This window comes from Acidipropionibacterium timonense (genome assembly GCF_900605005.1).
In the GTDB taxonomy this organism is placed as follows: Bacteria; Actinomycetota; Actinomycetes; order Propionibacteriales; family Propionibacteriaceae; genus Cutibacterium; species Cutibacterium timonense.
In genome coordinates this window covers 66,332-85,730 of sequence record NZ_LR027558.1, presented here as the reverse complement: position 1 = coordinate 85,730, position 19,399 = coordinate 66,332, and the positions used below count along the sequence as shown (strand labels likewise).

Genomic DNA, 19,399 nt, shown 5'->3' with positions numbered 1-19,399 from the left:
CTCGGGCGCCGACCTCGTCCATTCTTGGAGCACATCGACCCCAGTCGCAAGGACTTCCTGCGGTTCGGTGGAAATCCCACAAGATCCAACCTACCGATCCGTAGGTTACCGACTGGTAGGTCCCCGGTTCCCGGTGCTCGCGCGCGCGGACGTAGGCTGACGCGGCAGGACGTGACGAGGAGGAACAATGACGACCCAGGACACCGCGAGGACCGCGCAGGGACCCGTCGAGCACCCGGGGGGCCATCCCGGCGGGCTCCATCCGGGCGGGGGTCGGGGCGCCCACCCCGGAGACCGTCCCCGGCACCCCGGAGGCCATCCCCTCGTCCGCGAGATCAAGCACGACCTGTCCGACAAGCCCTTCATCGTCATCTGGGAGGTGACCCGGGCCTGCGCCCTCGTCTGCCAGCACTGCCGGGCCGAGGCCCAGCACCGCGCCGCCCCAGGGCAGCTCACCAACGCCGAGGGTCGGGCCCTCATCGACCAGCTCACGAGCTACGAGAAGCCCTACCCCATGCTCATCCTCACCGGTGGTGACTGTTTCGAGCGTCCCGACCTCGTCGACCTCATCGAGTACGGCGTCTCGAAGGGGCTCCACGTGTCGATCTCGCCATCGGTGACGCCACTGTTCACCCGCGAGCGGGTCAAGGCGGTCCAGGACGCCGGCGTCTCCATGATGTCGATGTCCCTCGACGGCGGGTCGGCCGCCACCCATGACGCCTTCCGTGGTATCCCGGGCACCTTCGACCGCACCGTCGAGGCCTGTCGGATGCTCAACGACCTGGGAATGAGGTTCCAGCTCAACACGGTCTTCACGGCCAAGAACATCCACGAGGCCCCGCAGATGCTCAAGAACGCCATCGATCTCGGGGCGTTCATGTTCTACACCTTCATGCTCGTGCCGACCGGGCGCGGCCAGCACCTCGACATGCTCACCCCGCACGAGCGGGAGGACGTCCTCCACTGGCTCCACGACAACTCGACACGGATCGCCGTCAAGACCACCGAGGCCCCCCAGTACCGGCGGATCGCCTTCCAGCGTGACGCCGTCCGCCGCGGCGAGGCCGAGCCCGCCGAGCACGGGGAGCTCTACCGCTGGCTCACCGCCGAGACCAACGCCCTGCTCGGGGAGGCCATCGAGGACCCCCGTCCACCGCGCACCCCACTGGCCATCAACTCCGGGTCGGGATTCGCCTTCATCGACCACGTGGGCGACGTCTACCCCTCGGGCTTCCTGCCGATCCACTGCGGATCGGTCAAGGAGACGCCCTTCCCGCAGATCTACCGGCAGTCCCCGGTGTTCCGGTCACTGCGCAACCCGTCTGGGTTCGAGGGCAAGTGCGGGGCCTGCGAGTTCAACCACTTCTGCGGCGGCTCACGGTCGACGGCGTACGCCATGACCGGCAACCCGCTGGCCTCCGACCCGTCCTGCGCCTATGTGCCACGCGGGTACACCGGGCCGCTGCCCGAGGGCATCGAGCGCTGAGGAGCGCTCCATCGCGCGGGCCCGATTGTGCCGTGTGGTGGGGACCTTTCAAGGTCAACTCGTGAACTCTGGGTGACGATTCGGCCCAACCCCTTGCGCAACCTCACAGGTGTGTCCAAGAGTTGGGCCTGATGGCCTGGGCGTCACCCGGGCCGCGCACCCACAGGAGATGACCATGACCCACGCCAGGAAGTGGCGTCGCACCGGGCTTTCCATGCTCTGCGCCGCCGGCATGGCCGGTTCGATGACCGTCGCCGCGCCGCTCGCCGACGCCGCACCGTCACCGGCCGACTGCACCGCCGACTCGACCGTCCAGATCTTCAACTTCAACGACTTCCACGGTCGGATCGGTCAGGCCGCCAAACTCTTCACCCCGGTCGCCCAGGCGCGCACCCAGCTCGGTGCCGACAAGGTGCTCCTGCTGTCCGACGGGGACAACATCGGCGGGTCGACCTTCGAGTCCGGCTCCCTCGAGGACAACCCCACCCTCGACATCCTCAAGGCCGCCAAGGTCGAGGCCTCCTCGGTCGGCAACCACGAGTTCGACAAGGGCTGGTCCGACCTCACCGGGCACGTCATCCAGCGGATCGACGGCGCTTTCCCGTACCTGGGTGCGAACGTCTACGTCAAGGGCACGACGACCGTCGCCTCGCCGCTGCAGGCCTCGACGATCATCAAGAAGGACGGGGTGCGCATCGGTGTCGTCGGTGCCGTGACGAAGGACCTGCCCTCCCTCGTCTCCCCGGCCGGCATCTCCAACCTCACCATCGGTGACCCGGTCGCCGCCGTCAATGCCGAGGCCAAGCGCCTCAAGAGCTCCGGCCAGGTCGACGTCGTCGTCGCCGAGATCCACGACGGAGCCGCGGTCGGTGGTACCGCCGGTCCGTCCACCGTCACCGGCAACTTCGCCGACATCTGGTCCGGGACGAGCACCGACGTCGACGTCATGTTCAACGGGCACACCCACCAGACCTACTCGTGGACGACGAAGAATGGGGCCCCGCTGCTCCAGGCCGAGTCCTACGGCACCAAGCTCGCCAAGGTCGAGCTCGGTTGGTCGACCTCGGCCAAGAAGCTCTGCTCGGCCAAGGGCGAGGTCATCCCCGCCGCGACCGACGCCGACTCCTCCGATCCGACGATTGCCGAGATCTCGAAGATCTATGCCGACGCCAAGGCCCAGTCCGAGGTCGTCGGTGCCCAGGTCATCGGCACGACGACCGCTCCCATCACCACCCCGTCGAATGCCACCGACTCGACCTTCGGCGCGAACGTCCGCGACCGCGAGTCGACGATGACGAACATGGTCGCCCAGATGTTCAAGGACGTCCTGGGCAAGGACGACCCCAGCTTCATCGGCATCCAGAACCCCGGCGGCACCCGCGCCTCGCTGCTCAACAGCGACATCACCTACAAGGACGCCGCCCTCGTCCTGCCCTTCGCCAACACCCTCATGACGACGAAGATCTCCGGGGCGCAGTTCAAGAAGGTCCTCGAGGAGCAGTGGCAGCGCGACGCCAAGGGCGCCGTGCCGTCACGTCCGTACCTCCAGCTCGGCCTGTCGAGCAACGTCACCTACACCTACGACGAGTCGCGTCCCGAGGGTGACCGGATCACCGGCATCTGGGTCAACGGCAAGCCGATCGACCCCAAGGGCACCTATACCGTCGGCTCCGGGTCGTTCCTCATCACCGGTGGTGACAACTTCCGTACCCTCGCCGAGGGCAGCAAGCCGGTCGACACCGGCAAGATCGACCTCGACGCCTGGGTGTCGTGGATCAAGGACCAGAAGACCCTCACCCCCTCCTACGCCAAGCAGGCCGTCTCGCTCACCTCGACGGTGAGCTCGAAGAGCTCGACCACCCCGAGCTTCACCCTCGGCCAGCCGGCCAAGGACGGCGTCGCCCCCGACACGGTCGACTTCACCTCGAAGGGGGCGCCGGCCAACTCCAAGGTCGTCGCCACCATCGAGCAGGGTTCGGTCAAGGTCTCGGTCGGCGAGGCCGCGGTCAAGGCGGGGGTCGGGACGGTGTCGTTCACCATCCCCGACTGCAAGGGCCTCAAGAACGGCTCGGCCGTCGTCACCTTCACCTTCCCCGACAGCAAGACCGTCGTGCGGTACAACGCCGAGATCTCCGGTCTCACCGGCGCCTCGTGCACGCCGACCCCCGGCAAGCCCTCGCCCAGCAAGCCCGGGACCCCCACGCCGGGCAAGCCCGGGATGCCGAAGCCGGGTCTGCCCAAGACCGGCAACTGAGTCATCCCCCCTGGCACCTCACTGACGTGTGACACCTCACTGACACGACGGCCCCGGAGCGATCCGGGGCCGTCGTGCGTCGGGGCGTGGCTCAGCAGCCGTACGGCCCGTAGGTCGCCAGGACGTTCCCCCTGCTCGTGCGCTGGACGTCGAGCAGGCGCAGTCGCAAGGGGGCCTCGAAGAGCCGCCGACCCGATCCGGCGGCCGCCGGATGGATGATGAGGGTGAGGGTGAGGGCGTCCATGACCCCGGCCTCGACGAGCTGGCGCACCACCGAGATCGACCTCTCGACCGCGATGTCACGCCCCTCGGTCTCCTTGAGCGCCCGCACATGGTCGACGAGGTCGTCGTCGATGAGCCGCGAGTTGGTCCAGGTGAGGTCGGAGGGGGTGAGGGTCCGCGACGCCACGTGCTTGGGGACGGCGTTGATGAAGTCGGCGAAGACGGCGTCGGGGCCGTCGGAGTGGGCCGGCCAGTACCCGGACCATTCCTGGAAGGTGCGTCGGCCGAGGACGGCGTCGTCGACCCGGGAGATGCCCGAGGTCATCCAGACGCCGAGCTCCTCGTCGAAGGAGTCGTGCTGGAAGAGGTACGGGTCGGCGACGGTGCCGTCGACCGACTGGAAGAGGCTTGCGACGACGGTGCGGCTCATGGGTGCTCCTGTGATCCTGGGACGGGCGGGTCGAGGACGGGTGGACTGTGGGCGGGACTCGTGGTCGGGAGTCGTGGTCGGGTCCGGGAGCGCGTGATCTCCTGCTCCGGGAGCAGGAGATCACGGGCACGAGCCCGGGGGTCCCGGGAACACGCCGTCAGGCCAGGGATGCCTCCCAGGCGTCGTGGAGGGCGGCGTAGCGTCCTCCCCGGGCCTGGAGCTCGGCGGGAGAGCCGTCCTCGATGATCCGCCCGTGCTCGAGGACGAGCACACGGTCGGCGATCTCCACCGTCGACAACCGGTGGGCGATGATCAACGCCGTGCGGTCGGCCAGGATGGTCCGCAGCGCCTTCTGCACGAGTCGTTCGGAGGGGATGTCGAGGGACGACGTCGCCTCGTCGAGGATGAGGACCGCCGGATCGGCGAGGAAGGCCCGGGCGAAGGCGACGAGCTGACGCTGCCCGGCCGACAACCGTCCGCCACGCTGGGAGACGTCGGTGTCGTAGCCCTGGGGCATGGCCTCGATGAACCCGTTCGCGCCGACGACCCGCGCGGCCCCTTCGATCTCCTCGCGGGTGGCCCCGGGCCGCCCGAAGGCGATGTTGTCGGCGATGGTGCCGGCGAAGATGAAGTTCTCCTGGGTCACCATCGTCACCTCGCGGCGCAGGTCGGCGTCGGCCAGGTCACGCAGGTCGACGCCGTCGAGCCGCACCGCACCGGTGGTGGGGTCGTAGAAGCGGCTCAGCAGCTTGGCGATCGTCGTCTTCCCGGCCCCGGTGGTGCCGACGAGGGCGACCGTCTGGCCAGCGGGCACGTGGAGGTCGAGGTCGGGCAGGACGACCCTGCCGGTCTCGTACTCGAAACCGACGTGGTCGAGCTCGACCTGGCCGCGGGCCCGGTCCAGCGGCCGCGGCGACTCGGGCTCGGCGACGGCCGGGTCCTGGTCGAGCACGCCGGACAGCTTCTCCAGGGCCGAGGAGGCCGACTGGAAGGTGTTGTAGAACTGCCCGATGTCGGTGAGCGGCTCGAAGAACTGCCGCAGGTACAGCAGGAAGGCGGTGAGGACGCCGACCGTCGCCCAGCCCTTGAGGACGAAGAATCCGCCGACGAGGAGCATGAGGCCGATGGTGATGTTGCCGATGAGCCGGATGCCCGGCATGAAGATGGCGAAGAGCCGGAAGGACCGCACGTTGATGGCCCGGTAGCGGTCGGCCAGGCCGGTGAAGATCTCCTGGTTGCGGGGTTCGCGCCGGTACGCCTGGACCGCCTTGATGCCGGTCATCGTCTCGGTGAACTGGATGATGACCTGGGCCGACGCGTTGCGGACCTTGCGGAAGGTCCGGCTCGACTCCGCCGAGAACCACCTCAGCAGGGCTGCGACGAAGAAGAGCGAGGCCAGGCAGATGAGACCCAGCCGCCAGTCCATGACCAGGAGCATGACCCCGGTGCCGATGAGGGTGAGCACGGCCGAGACGAGCCCGTCGAACCCGGTCTCCATGAGTTCGGCGATGGCGTCGACGTCGCTCGTCATCCGGGAGACGACCCGACCGGAGGTGTAGGAGTCGTGGAAGGCGACGTCGAGCCTCTGGAAGTGCTGGAAGACCCGGCGACGCAGTTCGAGCAGGACGTCCTGGCCCATCCGCCCCGACACCCGTAGGAAGTAGATGCGGGTGCTCACCTGGATGACCAGGGCGACGAGCATGGCGACGACGGTCTCGATGAGGTAACGCGCCGACCCGCCGTGCATGAGCGGGGGGATGCCGGCGTCGATCCCTCGGCGGACCAGCCAGGGCGAAGCCAGCCGCGTGATGTTCTCGACGACGATCGCGGCCACGAGGATCCACACGAGGTTCCGGTACGGCCGCAACAGCGACCACAGCAGCGCCCGGGAGCGGGCCTTGAGGAGTCCCGAGGCCTGGTGCGAGACCTCGGCGGCCTCCTCGTTGGCCACGCCCCGCCAGTCGGCGGCCTCCACCGGCTGGGGCGGTTCCGGGGGATTCTTGGGTCCTGCCGGGTCGACCGCCGGGGTGGGCTCGACCATCTCGTCGCGCTCGGCGTCCTGGCTGGTCAGGGTGTCGTCAGCCATGGTGCACCTGCCTTCCCGCGGGCTCGGTGAGGGGTTCGTCGAGGGCGAGCTCGGCGTCGTAGTCGGCGCTGAGCAGCTCGCGGTACTCCGGGACGGTGGCCAGCAGCTCGGCGTGGGTCCCGACGTGGGTGATGGTGCCCTCCGAGAGCATGGCGACCCGGTCGGCCAGCAGGACGGTCGAGGCGCGGTGGGCGACGACGATCCCGGTGACGCCGACGAGGACCCTCCTCAGGGCGGCCTCGACGAGGGCCTCGGTGGCCATGTCGAGGGCCGAGAGGGTGTCGTCGAGGACGAGGATCCGCGGACGCACGAGGACCGCTCGGGCCAGGGCGAGCCGTTGTCGCTGGCCCCCCGACAGGCTCATCCCCTGCTCCCCGATCCGGGTGTCCAGGCCCCAGGGCAGGTCACGGACGAAGCCGGCCTGGGCGACGTCGATCGCCGCCTCGACCTCCTCGGCGGTGGCGTCGGGCCGGCCCAGGGTGAGGTTCTCCCGCACGCTCATGGAGAAGAGGGTCGCGTCCTCGAAGGCGGTGGCGACGATGGAGCGCAGGTTGGCGACCTCGAGCTCGCGCACGTCGACCCCGTCGATCCGGATCGCCCCACCGGTGACGTCGGCCAGTCGGGGGACCAGCGCGGTGAGGGTCGTCTTGCCCGACCCGGTGCCGCCGACGAGGGCCACCGTCTCACCCGGGGCGATGTCGAGGTGCACGTGTCGCAGGACGTCCTCGTCGCCGTCGGGGAAGCGGTAGCTCACGTCGTCGAAGGTGAGGCGTCCGGTGGGGTCCTCGAGCCGACGCGGCCCGTCGTGGATGGTCTCGGGGGCGTCGAAGATCTCGCAGATGCGATCGGCGGCGGTCATGGCGTCCTGGGTCATCGACAGGAGGAACCCCAACGAGGCGATGGGCCAGATGAGGCTGAGCATGAGGGTGATGAAGGCCACGAGGGTGCCGAGGGTGAGTCGGTGCTGGGCGGCGGCCACCGCGCCGACCGCCAGGACGACGATGAGGGTGAGGGTGGGGATGGCCTCGAGGAAGGTCCAGAAGAAGGACGTGAGCCGAACCCGATCCAGGCTGGTGCGCCAGAGGATGGTGGCCTTCTCGTCGAACCCGGCGTAGACGTGCTCACGCCGCCCGAAGGCCTTGATGACACGCAGCCCGTGGACGGACTCCTCGACGGCCGAGGCGACATCCCCGGTCTGGTCCTGGATGGTGCGCGAGAGCTTGACGTAGCGCCGTTCGTTCCACAGGCACAGCCACACGATGGGCACCGCCGAGACGAGGACGACGACGCCGAGCGGCCAGTACATGCGCAGCAGGAGGATCGTCACGACGACGATCTGGAAGCAGTTCATGATGATGAAGAGCAAGCCGAACCCGAGGAATCGGCGCACCGTCGACAGGTCGTTCATGATCCGCGAGAGCAACTGACCGGACTCCCACTGGGTGTGGAAGCCCAGGGGAAGACGCTGCAGCTTGGCGTAGAGGTCGGTGCGAATGCCCGTCTCGGCCCCCAGAGTGGCCCGGGCGACGACCCAGCGGCGCCAGAACATGAAGAGGGCCTCGATGACGCCGACGCCGATGGCCGCGGTGCCCAGGGTCCACAGTCCGCGGTGATCGGCGTGGGCGACCGGGCCGTCGATGATCCGCTGGGTGACCAGGGGTGTGACGATCCCGGCGAGGGTCGACAGAAAGGCGAAGAGCACCATGAGGACGAACCGGGCGATGTAGGGCCGCATGTACGTGCGGCACCGCCAGAGGTTGTCGAAGCGGGCATGGGCGCTGCGCCGGGGAGGTGGGGCGAGCGCCGGGTTGCGACCCAGGGCGTCGGCGTAGAGCTCGCGCACCTCGTCGCTCATGGTGGGCGTCGGGCTGGCGGACGAGCTGGCTTCGGGCATGGGGATCTCCTGACGTGGACCGATGTGAGGGGTGGACGACGGCGCCGCAGGCGTGCGGTGGCGGGGCCGATCGGGGTGTCAGTCAGGACAGCATGGGTCTCAGCCTATGACAGTGGTGCCGCAGGTCGCCACCGATTCGCCGGTCGACACCCGGGTCGTCGCCGGCGGTCCGCGGCGCCGCACCGTCCGTCGGCTCCCGGCCCATGTCTTGCGGAACCGACGTCCGGAGCCGATTCCCGGCGGCACGGCCCCCGGAACCGTCCGAGCCGCTTGCCACCGTGATGACGACGCGGGCTCCCCGCCCGCCGGACCGCAGGAGGGCGTCATGGCACCAGCAGGGTGGTACCCCGACCCCTCCGGCGCGCCCGGACGCCTGCGGCACTGGGACGGCGTCTCGTGGTCCGCCGAGACGATGGACGCACCGGCCGGGTGGACGCCGTCCGGCGGCGATTCCCGATCCGACCGGCCCCCCGGGCGCGACCCGCACGATCCCATCGTCGTCGGGCCCATCGCCAGCGAGCCCGGTGCCGGTGGGTCCAGTGCCGGTGGGCCCAATGCCAGCGGGTCGGGCCGGGAGGGCGCCCTCGGCAGCTCCGGGGCGACCTCCCCCGCAGCGCCACCGTTCGTGGATCCTCACCGGTCACGCCGGATCGCCGGATGGGTGGCCTCCGGGGTCGCCGTGCTCGTCCTCGTCGCCATCGTCGTCGTCCTGGCCACCCGGGGAGGGGCCCCGCAGGACACGGGCTCGGCGACGCCGTCCTCCGCTCCGGCCACGACGACACCCGACGGACCGGCTGCGACCCCGTCGACCCCGACCCGGACCCCGTCGACCCCGACCCGGACCCCGTCGACCCCGGCCTCCTCACCCAGCACGCCCGGGGCGAACCCGGGCACGACGACCCCCACCAGTCCCCTGCCGCAGTCGTGTCGGGCCGGCACCGGCGCGACGACCCGGGTCACCGGGACCCAGTACTCCGCCGGGCGACTGTCCGTCATCCCCTCCGACCGCTGGACGTCCCTCGTCTCCCCGCCGCGGTTCGCCTGGTTGTCCGACCGCACGGCGGTCGAGGACGCCTCAGGCACGAGTGGAATGGCGATCGGCACCCTGCCGGCGTCCTCGGCCACCCGGCTGGAACGCGACCTGTCCTGGTACCTGTCGTGCCTGACGTCGGCCGCGCCGTGGTCGGGAGCGCAGTACCGGGAGGTCGACAGCAGCGACGTGGCGGACGGTGGCGCCACCGGGCTGGAGACGGTCTACCTCCTCATCTCGCCCACCGGCGACCTGTGGACGGTCGACCTCGTCGTCGTCTCCGGGGCCGGTGGCGGCCCGACCTCCTCCTGGGTCGGGTGGTTCCGCACGAGCGACGACCAGGGACGTCGCGACGTCGGAGCCGCACGCAGGTCCCTCGTCCACTCCTGAACCCCGACCCCGATCCGAGCCACCACCGCTGCGAGGAGAGACCATGACCACGCCCCGTCCGACCATCGTCTTCGTGTGCCACGGCAACATCTGCCGCTCCCCCATGGCCGAACGCATCGCCCGTCGGGCGGCCGCCGAGGCCGGGATCGACGCCGTCATCACGAGCGCCGGGGTCTCCGACGAGGAGGACGGCAACCCGATGGACCGGCGCGCCCGCGCCGTCCTCGAGCGCCGCGGCTACGACGTCTCACCCCACATCGCCCGGCAGATCGGGGCCGACGACATCCGCGGCGCCGACCTCGTCGTCGCCGCCGAACCCTCGCACGTCCGCGCCCTGTCCCGGATGGCCCCCGGGGCGTCCAACCTGGCGCTGCTGCGCGACTTCGACCCCTCGGTCCCTCCGGGCACGGCCCTGGTCGACCCCTGGTACGGGGACGCCGCCGGGTTCGAGGTGACCGCCGACCAGATCGAGGACGCCATGCCGGGCATCATCGCGGCCCTCGGGGCCCGCTGAGCGCCCGATATCCTGTCGACCATGAGTTTCTTCCTGGTCGGCGGCCCCTTCGACGCGTCCCTCACCGAGGTCCACGACGACTTCGTCGCCGAGGCGCGTGAACACGGCGACCGGATCGGCGTCGTCGTCGCCGGACCGCAGCAGCACTCCGGCGGGTTCCTCACCGAGCTGGCCTCGATCGTCACCTCGCGCTGGCCCGAGGCGACCATCGTGCCGATCCACCTGGACGGCCCGGGCACCGCGCCCCTCCTCACCGGCCCCGACGGGTCCGACCCGGCCCCCGCCTGGCCCGAGGACCCCGACTTCGCCCTGCCCGAGGGACTCGACCAGCTGGCCGGCATCATCGTCGGCGGCGGCTGGGTGCCCGGCTACGTCACCGGTCTGGCGCCCGCCGCCGAGCAGCTGTCCCGGCTCGTGCGCGGAGGCGCGCCCTGGCTCGGCTTCTCGGCCGGAGCCATGGCGGCCTCGACGACCTCCTTGGCCGGCGGATGGCGCCTGCAGGGCCGACAGGTCGGGTCCCGGGCCGGGTCCGACGGATTCGAGGAGGTCACCCTCATCGAGGGCCTGGGCTTGGTGAGCCTCACCGTCGCCACCCACAACGACGCCTTCTGCGGTGACGGGCTGCTCGTCTCGGCCATCGAGGCGGGACTGCTGTCGAGTGCGGTGGCGATCGACGAGGGCACCTGTCTGGTCGTCGACGAGGGTTCCGGCCGCACCCACGTCCTCGGCACCGGCCTGGTGCGGTGGTTCACCAAGGACCCTGACGGGGTTCTCGTGCGCTCCGAGCGCAGCCGTCACCACGACCCCACCCCCACCCCGGCCCGGCCGAGGTTCGCCGGGCTGGCCAAGGTGGCGGCGGCGTCCCGGGTGGCTCGGGAGCGCCAGGAGGCCGCCGAGCGTCGTGCCGCTCTGGAGGCCACGACCGGGCCCACTGCGACCGAGCAGACCGGGACCGAGCACGCCACGGCTCCCGACGACCGGGCCGACCCCGACTCCGCGTCCGCCGACCCGGCCGACCCCACGAGCACCGACGCCTCCCCTGCCGGGGCGGTCGAGGTCGAGAACTGAGGCAGGGAGGTGGCAGGCTATGACCATGCACATCCTGGTGGTGGACGACGATCGCGCGGTGCGTGAGTCCTTGGCGCGGTCGCTGCAGTACAGCGGCTACGACGTCGAGACCGCCGAGGACGGCGTCGAGGCCCTGGCGCATCTGTCGGGGAGTCACCCGGACGCCGTCATCATGGATGTCATGATGCCTCGCCTCGACGGACTCGAGGCCACCCAGATGCTGCGGGCCAACGGCAACGACGTGCCGATCCTCATCCTCACGGCACGCGACGCCGTCGGGGACCGCGTCGACGGGCTGGACGCCGGCGCCGACGACTACATGGTCAAGCCGTTCGCCCTCGACGAGCTCCTCGCCCGGCTGCGCGCCCTCACCCGGCGGTCCCGGATCGAGGCCGAACCGGTCGACGCCGTCGAGGTGCTCACCTTCGCCGACCTCACCCTCGACCCGCAGACCCGCGAGGTGACGAGGGGGAAGAGGCGCATCAACCTCACCCGCACCGAGTTCGCCCTGCTCCACGTGTTCCTGCAGAACCCGCGCAAGGTCCTCGAGCGCGGCTGGCTGCTCCACGAGGTGTGGGGATTCGACTTCCCGACGACCGCCAACTCCCTCGAGGTCTACATCGGCTACCTGCGCCGCAAGACCGAGCATGACGGCGAGCCGCGGCTCATCCACACCGTGCGCGGGGTCGGCTACGTCCTGCGGGAAGCCATGCCGTGATCCACCTGTGGTGGCGTCGCATCCTCGACTGGCGTCCCCGGGCCCCCCACATGACGATGGGGCGGCGGGTGAGCGTGCTGGCCTCGGTGAGCGTCGCACTGGCCGTCCTCGTCGTCGGCCTGTCGGCCTACCTCATGACCCGCATCACCCTGTACGACCAGCTGGACGACCAGCTCACGAGACTGGCGATGTCGATGTCGACCCCGATCGGCGCCGACATCGACAACCTCGGCGGGCTCGACTCCGCCGCCATGCGCACCGCCGACGCCACCCTCGTCCTCATCAAGGCCGACGGCAGCACCGAGACCATCCCCGGGGCGAGCCGGAGGATCACGATCGGACCCGAGGAGTTGGCGATCGCGCGACTCGGCATCGGCACCGAGGCCCGCACCGTCGTCGACTCCAAGGGCGACGCCATGCGGATCGTCGCCGTCCCTCTGCAGACGAGCCCGCTGCAGACGTCCTCGGGCAGCTACGCCCTCGTCATGGGCCGCTCCCTGTCGGAGACCCAGGCGGTGCTGCGGTCACTGTGGACGGTCCTGCTCGTGGCCGGCATCGTCGGTGTGGCCGCCACCGCCATCGCCGGGTACTGGGCGGCGGTCGACGCCACCCGCCCCATCCGCGACCTCTCGCGGGCCGTGCACCGGGTCTCGGCGACCGACGAACTCGTGCCCATCAAGGTCCACTCCCATGACGAGCTGGGCGACCTCGCCAGATCGTTCAACACCATGTTGTCCTCGCTGACGAACTCCCGCGAGCGTCAGAAGAGGCTCATCGCGGACGCCTCCCACGAGCTGCGCACGCCCTTGACGTCGATGCGCACCAATGTCGAGCTGCTCATGGCCGATCAGAAGTCCGGGATGCTGCCGCCGGAGGCCAAGGGCGAGATCCTCACCGACATCGCCGCCCAGCTCGGCGAGTTCTCGAGCCTCATCGGCGACCTCGTCCAGCTGTCCCGGGAGGACGCGCCGCCGCCGCGTCCCGAGCAGTTCGACCTGGCCGACGTCGTCACCAAGGCCGTCGAGCGGGGTCGTCGTCGTGGGCCGGGCCTCACCTTCGACGTCGAGACGGCGACACATCCCATGCTCGGAGACCCGCAGGCCATCGAGCGCACCGTGACGAACCTCCTCGACAACGCCGTGAAGTTCTCTCCCCCCGGTGGCACCGTCACCGTCCGGATGGACGGGGACACGGTCACCGTCTACGACGAGGGCCCGGGCATCGCCGACGAGGACCTGCCACACATCTTCGAACGCTTCTACCGGTCGGATCGGGCTCGCAACACCCCCGGCACCGGACTGGGACTGTCCATCGTCGCCCACACGGTGAGTTCCCACGGCGGGGGGATCAAGGCCTCCCGGGCCCCCAGCGGCGGCGCGATGTTCACCGTGCACCTGCCCCGACACGACAGACCCGCCGAGGAGACCGCGTCCGAGGAGGCCTGATCTAGGCTCGGGCCCGTGGACGACGTCAGACACTCCCATCCGGGTCACCAGCCGCGTACCGCCGAGCAGCGAGCCCGGGAGCGCTCCGCCCTGGGCCGACTCCTGCTCCTCCTGACACCCCTGGCCCTGGCGACGATCGTCGGCCTGGTGGCGCTGTGGCCGCACGACGTCGACCGGCACATCTCCTCGGACTCGGCCGCCTGGAACGCACCGGGGGTGAGCTTCGTCCAGGGCACCGTGTCGTCGGTCAGGGCCGGATCGTGCAACGGTCAGGCCGGGTCGGGCGGCTCGGGGAGCTCGGGCCGCCAGGACGTCTGCGACCAGATCGCCGTGCACGTCGACGAGGGTCCCGAGAAGGGGCAGACGGCGTCGATCACGCTCACCGCCGCGGTGTCGGCCTCCGGGGTGCACGCCGGCCAGGTCATCCGGATGTACCGGGTGCCGACCGGCACCAATCAGGTGACGTACCAGTTCTACGACTTCGAGCGGACCATGCCGCTGGGCCTCATCGCCGCCCTCTTCCTCGTCGTCGTCGTCGCGGTGGCGCGGTGGCGGGGGCTCGCCGCGGTGGTGAGTCTCGTCCTGGCCTTCCTCATCCTCGGCAGGTTCCTCTACCCGGCGCTCGTCTCGGGTTCGCAGCCCGTGCTCGTGGGTCTGGTCGGTTCGGCGGCGATCATGTTCGTCGTCATCTACCTCACCCACGGTTTCTCCACCCGCACGACGACCGCCCTCATCGGCACCCTCTTCGGTCTGCTGCTGGCGGCCGGGCTCGGCTGGGCGGCGACCCGGTGGGCCCACCTCACCGGGGTGACGAGCGAGGACGACTTCGTCCTGGCGGCCTCGGCACCGGACGTGCGGCTCCAGGGCGTCATCATCTGCGGGGTCATCATCGCCGGGCTCGGCGTCCTCAACGACGTCACCGTCACCCAGGCCTCGGCGGTGTGGGAGCTCGCCGACACCGCGACGAGTCGGCGCGACCTCTACCGGCGCGCCATGCGGATCGGGCGCGACCACATCGCCTCGAGCGTCTACACCATCGCCTTCGCCACCGCCGGTGCGGCGATGTCGTCGCTGCTCCTGCTCATGATCTACCGGTTGCCGCTCATCGACATGCTGCGCAGCGAGTCCTTCGCCGAGGAGATCGTCCGGACCCTCATCGGGTCGATCGGGCTCGTCCTGTCGGTCCCGCTCACGACGGGGATCGGGGCGCTGCTGGCCTGGCACACCCTTCAGGGGCAACGGCGCCCGGGCCCCACGGACCACCGATCCGCCCACGTGGATCGCCCTTCGGCACATGCGGTGGCCCGCACGGACGGGTCGGGCAGCGATCCGACGGGCACCGACCGGTTCCGTCGGCCGGCCTCGTCGTGAGGCAGGGACCTCGGCGAGTGACCTCGCCGGCACACGGACGGATCACCTCGGCCGAGGACCGGTCCTCACGAGGTCGTCGAGTCCGAGGGAGCCGGGGCCGACGAGTCGGACGCGGAGGGACCGGGAACCGCTGAGTTCGACGGTGACGGGACGGTGCCCCCCGGACCGGGGGTCGACGTGCCGGAGGCCGACGGTCCCGGCGTTCCCGACGGGGCGGGCGGGCACGGCCGCGGAGTCGGCGTCGGCCCACCGGGGGTGGGCGCCGGCGTGCACAGACGCGTCGGCGACGGGGTCCCGGAACCCGGTGCGCCGCTGCTCGGACCGGAGGGACCCGGACGCGCCGGGGTCGAGGTCGACACGCTGGGGTTCGACGAACTGGGGCTCGACGGGCGAGGGCTCGACGGGGTCGGCGTGGCGCTGTGCGAGCCGGGCTCGGCCGGAGTCGGGGTCGGGGTGGCCGTCGGTGCCGCGACCGGACGGGTCCTCAGCTTCGACAGGTCGACGACGACCGGGGACCCCGACAGCCACGGCACCGGGTCGGTGAACTGCCCGTCGACCATGACCTCGAAGTGGAGGTGACAGCCGGTGGAGTAGCCCGTCGTCCCACTGAGGGCCAGGCCCTGGTGCACCGTGATCTTCTGGCCCACGGTGACGCCGATCGCCGAGAGGTGGTTGTACGTCGTCTCGACGTGGTGGCCGGCCAGGGTGCCGTGGTCGACGACGACCCGGATGCCGTCTCCTCCACCCCACCCGGTGAAGGTGACGACGCCGTCGGCCGCCGCCCCGACCGGGGTGCCGCAGGGAACGCCGAAGTCGGTGCCGGTGTGCAGCTTCCACACGTGGAGCACCGGGTGGAACCTCATCCCGAACGGCGAGGTGATCGGCCCGTCGACCGGCCGTGACAGCAGGGTGCCGGTGGGTCCCGTGACGGCCCTCGGCATCGTCAGCACCGACATCGGGATGGTCCTGGGGCGGGTGAGGACGGTGGTGTCCTCACCGGTCCCCGACGGCATCGCGGGGGAATCGGCGGCGGCCCCTGCCGACGGCTGGGTGAGCCCGGGGAGGACGGCCGGCGCCGGCAGCGAGGTCGGGACACGCCCTTGGTCACCCCGACCGGTGGGCGGCAGCGAGCTCGAGTGCGTCTCGACCGGAGTGACGGAGGGCCTCGGCGCCGGCGCGGCGTGCAGGTCCGGGCTCGACGGCAGGCTGGCCCACCCGGCGACGACGAGGGTCGAGGCCGCGACGAGGGGAGCGACCACTCCCTGCATCACTGCTCGCAGCGTCACCATGGTGTCCCTCGTTCCCGTCCGGTTCCACGTCGCATTCGCGCCCCCGAGCCCATCACATACCGGGTGATTTGTCAGCGGTTCCGGCGAAGTGTTCACCGAGGGTTCGCGTTCGGGTCATCCGATCCCGCCGCCCCGCGTCGCCCGGCTCGTCCACCACCACGACCCAGGTTGTCCACAGCGCCCTGTGGACAACCCATCTGGCTGGGGAAAACACATCGCTGTCATTCCACAACCGCGCCGTGACGAGGTGAGCTGGCCCCGTCCGGGCGGCCGCTGCGCATCATGACAGGTCGGGTCGACCGTGTCTGTCCCCAGCTCGGGGGACGTTGTCCACAGGCCCGGGGATGCCGGCGTCCTACGATGGCGCCATGTTCCACGACGTCGTGCACGCTGACGGACCCCTCCTCGTCATCCATGGAGGTGCCGGGCCCGTGCCACCGCGCACCGGCCAGACGGCCGACGCGTACCGCGAGGGCCTGCGCCGGGCCTTCCTCGCCGGCGAGGAGCTCCTCGACGCCGGCGCACCGGCCCTCGACGTCGTCATCGCCGCCGTGCGCGCCCTCGAGGACGACCCCCTCTTGAACGCGGGGCGTGGGGCGGTCCTCACCGCCGCCGGCACCGTCGAGATGGACGCCGCCGTCATGACCGGGGACGGCCGGGCCGGCGCGGTGGCCTGCTCCCGGCACGCCCGACACACCGTCGAGGCGGCCCGGGCGGTCATGGACCGTACCGACAACGTCCTCGTCGTCGACCCACCCGAACAGCTGTGCCGCGACTGGGGGCTCGACGTCGAACCACCCGAGTACTTCGTCACCGACCGACGCCGCACCCAACTCGCCGAGGTCCTTGCCGACCGGGCCGTGGCTCCCCGACACGGCACGGTCGGCGCGGTCGCCCGGGACCGCTCCGGCCACCTGGCCTCGGCCACCTCGACCGGAGGGATCTGCGGCACGTCCTGGGGACGGGTCGGCGACTCCCCCGTCATCGGAGCGGGAACCTGGGCCCGGGACGGTGTCGTCGCCGTCTCGTGCACCGGGGACGGGGAGGCCTTCCTGGCCGGGTCGGTCGCCCACGAGGTCGACGCGCGACTTCGGCTGGCCGGCCCGGACGTCGTCGACGCCGCCGCGCACGCCCTGGCCGAGGTGACCGGGCGCCACGCCACCGGCGGGCTCATCGCCGTCACCGCCGAGGGGACCGGACTCGTCGCCCACGTCGCCGCCTCGATCCTCGCCGCCCATCGGCGCGGGGACGAGGTCGTCACGCTGGTCTGAGCGCCCCGAGCTCCTCGAACTGGAGCACCGACCACGGGCTCATCGGCGGCACGGCGGTGCGTGCCAGGGCCCGCGCCTGGTCCCACGGCGTCCACAGCCACGAGTCCACCTCGGCCGGGTCCGGGTGCAGCTCCACACGCTCGGCGGGCTCGGCCAGCCACACGACGTGCACCGGGCACAGCTCGTTCTCGACGACCCCGGACGCATCGGTGGCGGCATAGCTGAACTCGGGCAGGACGGTCTGCACCCGCTCCGGCTCGACGACGAGCCCCAGCTCCTCCTCGACCCGCCGGACGACGGCGTCGCGCACCTCCTCGCCGGGCCGAGGATGTCCACAGCAGGAATTGGTCCACACCCCCGGCCAGGTGCCCTTGGCCAGCGCCCGGCGGGTGAGCAACACCTGACCGTCGCGGTCGAGGATGTGGCACGAGAAGGCCAGGTGTCGTGGCGTCGACTCCGTGTGCACGGCCAGCCGATCGGCGGTCCCGACCGGACTGCCGCTCTCGTCGAGGAGGACGACCAGGTCATCACCGGCGTGCGGCCGCGGTGCGGCGGGCTGCGAGGTCATGGGAGGAAAGATACACAGCTGTCCGCCAGCCACCCGTGGCACGCTGGGATCTCCCCATGTCCCCGGGAGGTGTCCGATGAGAGGTGACCGATGACCGGCAGCACCATGCTCGACCTCGTCCTGCTCCTCGTGCTCATCGGCCAGGCAGCGCGGGGCTGGCGCCGCGGCGCCCTCGTCGGGGTCACGGGCCTGGTCGGCCTCATCGCCGGGCTGTGGGCCGGGTTGTGGCTCGCCGGGCGGGCGGCGTCGGCCCTGGGGGCCTCCCAGGTGGGCGACACGACGATGACCCTCGTCCGGTTGGGCATCGTCGTGCTGGCGACGCAGATCGGCGAGGGTCTGTGCGTCCTCGTGGGACGCCGTCTGCGCGACGCCACCCGGGTCCGGCTGCTGCGACGGGTCGACGAGATCGTCGGGGCCGCGCTGTCGCTGGGGATGGCCGCCGTCGTCATGGCCGTCGTCGCCTCGGCCGTCCAACCCTTCCTCTCCCCCGCCCAGGCCCGGGCGGTGGCATCCTCCCGGGTGCTGGGGACCGCCCAGGAGGTGGTGCCCGAATCGGTCGACCGGGCCGCCACCAGGGCCATGGGAGCCATCGCCGACGGTTTCCCCAAGGTCTTCTCCGGGCTCGGGGTCGAGCCCACCCTGCCGGCCGCCACCCCCGACGACTCCGCCACGACGACGGCCGCGGTGCGCGCGGCGGCGGCCTCGATCGTCAAGGTGCGGGCGACGTCGACCCTGTGCTCGCGGCAGTCCGAGGGCACCGGCTGGGTCGCCGACACCCGTCGCGTCGTGACGAACGCGCACGTCGTCGCCGGGGCCTCGACCATCACCGTCCAGGTCGGCGGAACGGGGCAGGCGCTGGCCGCCACCGTCGTCGCCTACGACCCGGACCTCGATCTGGCGGTGCTGCGCGTGCCCTCGCTCACCGCGACCCCGCTGCGGACCGTCAGCTCGGTGAGCTCCGGACAGTCGGTTGTCGTCGCCGGGTTCCCGCTCGACGGGCCGTACACCGTGGGCGCCGCACGGGTGCGTGGCACCCTCGAGGCGACCGGCGAGAACATCTACGCCACGCGCTCGGTCACCCGGTCGATCATCTCGCTGCGCGGCACGGTCGAGCCGGGCAACTCCGGCGGACCCCTGCTGACGACCGACGGCCGCGTCGCCGGCACGATCTTCGCCCGGTCGACGACCGACGGGTCGACCGGCTACGCCCTGGCCAACCCTCAGTCGCTGGCTCTCATCCGGCAGGGGGACGCGGCCACGACGCCGGTCTCGACCCAGTCCTGCACCGCGCAGTGAGGCCGGGACACCGTCCAGGCGGGACCGGCTGGGCCCCGACCGCGGAGTGACCGGGACGACAGCACTA

The 19,399-nt window shown here is 71.2% G+C and carries 15 protein-coding genes; 10 read left to right on the top strand and 5 right to left on the bottom strand.

Translation table 11 applies throughout. The annotated features are described in order from the left end of the window. The first annotated feature begins 187 nt into the window (after positions 1 to 187). Together E0E30_RS00385 and E0E30_RS00380 are read left to right on the top strand one after the other, a co-directional pair. Positions 188 to 1,486, top strand: coding sequence for a TIGR04053 family radical SAM/SPASM domain-containing protein (locus tag E0E30_RS00385; RefSeq protein ID WP_130864605.1), 1,299 nt, complete (start codon positions 188 to 190; stop codon positions 1,484 to 1,486). Between the two features lie 175 nt (positions 1,487 to 1,661). After that, the gene (locus E0E30_RS00380) at positions 1,662 to 3,740 is read left to right on the top strand and encodes a bifunctional metallophosphatase/5'-nucleotidase (protein ID WP_130864604.1); all 2,079 of its coding nucleotides are present in this window, start codon (positions 1,662 to 1,664) and stop codon (positions 3,738 to 3,740) included. 91 nt (positions 3,741 to 3,831) lie between these two features. Here the strand turns inward: E0E30_RS00380 and E0E30_RS00375 are convergent, their stop codons facing one another. The 3 genes from E0E30_RS00375 to E0E30_RS00365 all read right to left on the bottom strand — a co-directional run bounded on the left by E0E30_RS00375 (position 3,832) and on the right by E0E30_RS00365 (position 8,372). Then, the gene (locus E0E30_RS00375; protein ID WP_130864603.1) at positions 3,832 to 4,392 is read right to left on the bottom strand and encodes a dihydrofolate reductase family protein; all 561 of its coding nucleotides are present in this window, start codon (positions 4,390 to 4,392) and stop codon (positions 3,832 to 3,834) included. Between the two features lie 157 nt (positions 4,393 to 4,549). Further along, positions 4,550 to 6,478: an ABC transporter ATP-binding protein gene (locus E0E30_RS00370; RefSeq protein ID WP_245306450.1), complete on the bottom strand. Its 1,929-nt coding sequence runs from the start codon at positions 6,476 to 6,478 to the stop codon at positions 4,550 to 4,552. After that, on the bottom strand, positions 6,471 to 8,372 hold the full coding sequence (locus tag E0E30_RS00365) for an ABC transporter ATP-binding protein (RefSeq protein WP_245306449.1): 1,902 nt from the start codon (positions 8,370 to 8,372) through the stop codon (positions 6,471 to 6,473). Before E0E30_RS00365 ends, E0E30_RS00370 begins: the two co-directional genes overlap by 8 nt. Positions 8,373 to 8,697: 325 nt before the next feature. Between E0E30_RS00365 and E0E30_RS00360 the strand changes: the two genes are divergently transcribed. Genes E0E30_RS00360 through E0E30_RS00335 form a run of 6 tightly spaced genes read left to right on the top strand, consistent with a single transcriptional unit; the run spans position 8,698 to position 14,908 of the window. After that, on the top strand, positions 8,698 to 9,792 hold the full coding sequence (locus E0E30_RS00360; RefSeq protein ID WP_167853844.1) for a DUF2510 domain-containing protein: 1,095 nt from the start codon (positions 8,698 to 8,700) through the stop codon (positions 9,790 to 9,792). A 43-nt stretch (positions 9,793 to 9,835) separates the two neighbouring features. After that, a complete protein-coding gene (locus E0E30_RS00355) occupies positions 9,836 to 10,306 on the top strand; it encodes a low molecular weight protein-tyrosine-phosphatase (protein ID WP_130864601.1) in 471 nt (156 codons plus the stop codon). Positions 10,307 to 10,327: 21 nt separating this feature from the next. Beyond that, positions 10,328 to 11,374 (top strand): type 1 glutamine amidotransferase family protein, encoded by a 1,047-nt coding sequence (locus E0E30_RS00350; RefSeq protein ID WP_130864600.1) that lies wholly within the window; start codon positions 10,328 to 10,330, stop codon positions 11,372 to 11,374. Positions 11,375 to 11,399: 25 nt separating this feature from the next. Further along, positions 11,400 to 12,092, top strand: coding sequence for a response regulator transcription factor (locus E0E30_RS00345; RefSeq protein WP_280953290.1), 693 nt, complete (start codon positions 11,400 to 11,402; stop codon positions 12,090 to 12,092). A 50-nt stretch (positions 12,093 to 12,142) separates the two neighbouring features. Further along, positions 12,143 to 13,537: a sensor histidine kinase gene (locus E0E30_RS00340; protein ID WP_130866640.1), complete on the top strand. Its 1,395-nt coding sequence runs from the start codon at positions 12,143 to 12,145 to the stop codon at positions 13,535 to 13,537. Between the two features lie 15 nt (positions 13,538 to 13,552). After that, positions 13,553 to 14,908, top strand: a complete 1,356-nt coding sequence (locus E0E30_RS00335) for a YibE/F family protein (RefSeq protein ID WP_130864598.1) — start codon at positions 13,553 to 13,555, stop codon at positions 14,906 to 14,908. 65 nt (positions 14,909 to 14,973) lie between these two features. Here E0E30_RS00335 and E0E30_RS00330 read toward each other — a convergent pair whose 3' ends face one another. Continuing rightward, positions 14,974 to 16,197: a M23 family metallopeptidase gene (locus E0E30_RS00330; protein WP_245306448.1), complete on the bottom strand. Its 1,224-nt coding sequence runs from the start codon at positions 16,195 to 16,197 to the stop codon at positions 14,974 to 14,976. A gap of 344 nt (positions 16,198 to 16,541) precedes the next feature. Here E0E30_RS00330 and E0E30_RS00325 point away from each other — a divergent pair, with 344 nt between their 5' ends. Next, positions 16,542 to 17,468, top strand: coding sequence for an isoaspartyl peptidase/L-asparaginase family protein (locus E0E30_RS00325; RefSeq protein ID WP_130864597.1), 927 nt, complete (start codon positions 16,542 to 16,544; stop codon positions 17,466 to 17,468). Here the strand turns inward: E0E30_RS00325 and idi are convergent. Continuing rightward, entirely contained in the window at positions 17,455 to 18,036 is a 582-nt protein-coding gene (gene idi / locus E0E30_RS00320) for an isopentenyl-diphosphate Delta-isomerase (RefSeq protein ID WP_130864596.1), read from the bottom strand. The two genes, E0E30_RS00325 and idi, sit on opposite strands and share 14 nt — an antisense overlap. 90 nt (positions 18,037 to 18,126) lie before the next feature. Here idi and E0E30_RS00315 point away from each other — a divergent pair, with 90 nt between their 5' ends. Continuing rightward, complete coding sequence (locus E0E30_RS00315; RefSeq protein WP_130864595.1) at positions 18,127 to 19,332, top strand: MarP family serine protease; 1,206 nt, start codon at positions 18,127 to 18,129, stop codon at positions 19,330 to 19,332. The last annotated feature ends 67 nt before the right edge of the window (positions 19,333 to 19,399 follow it).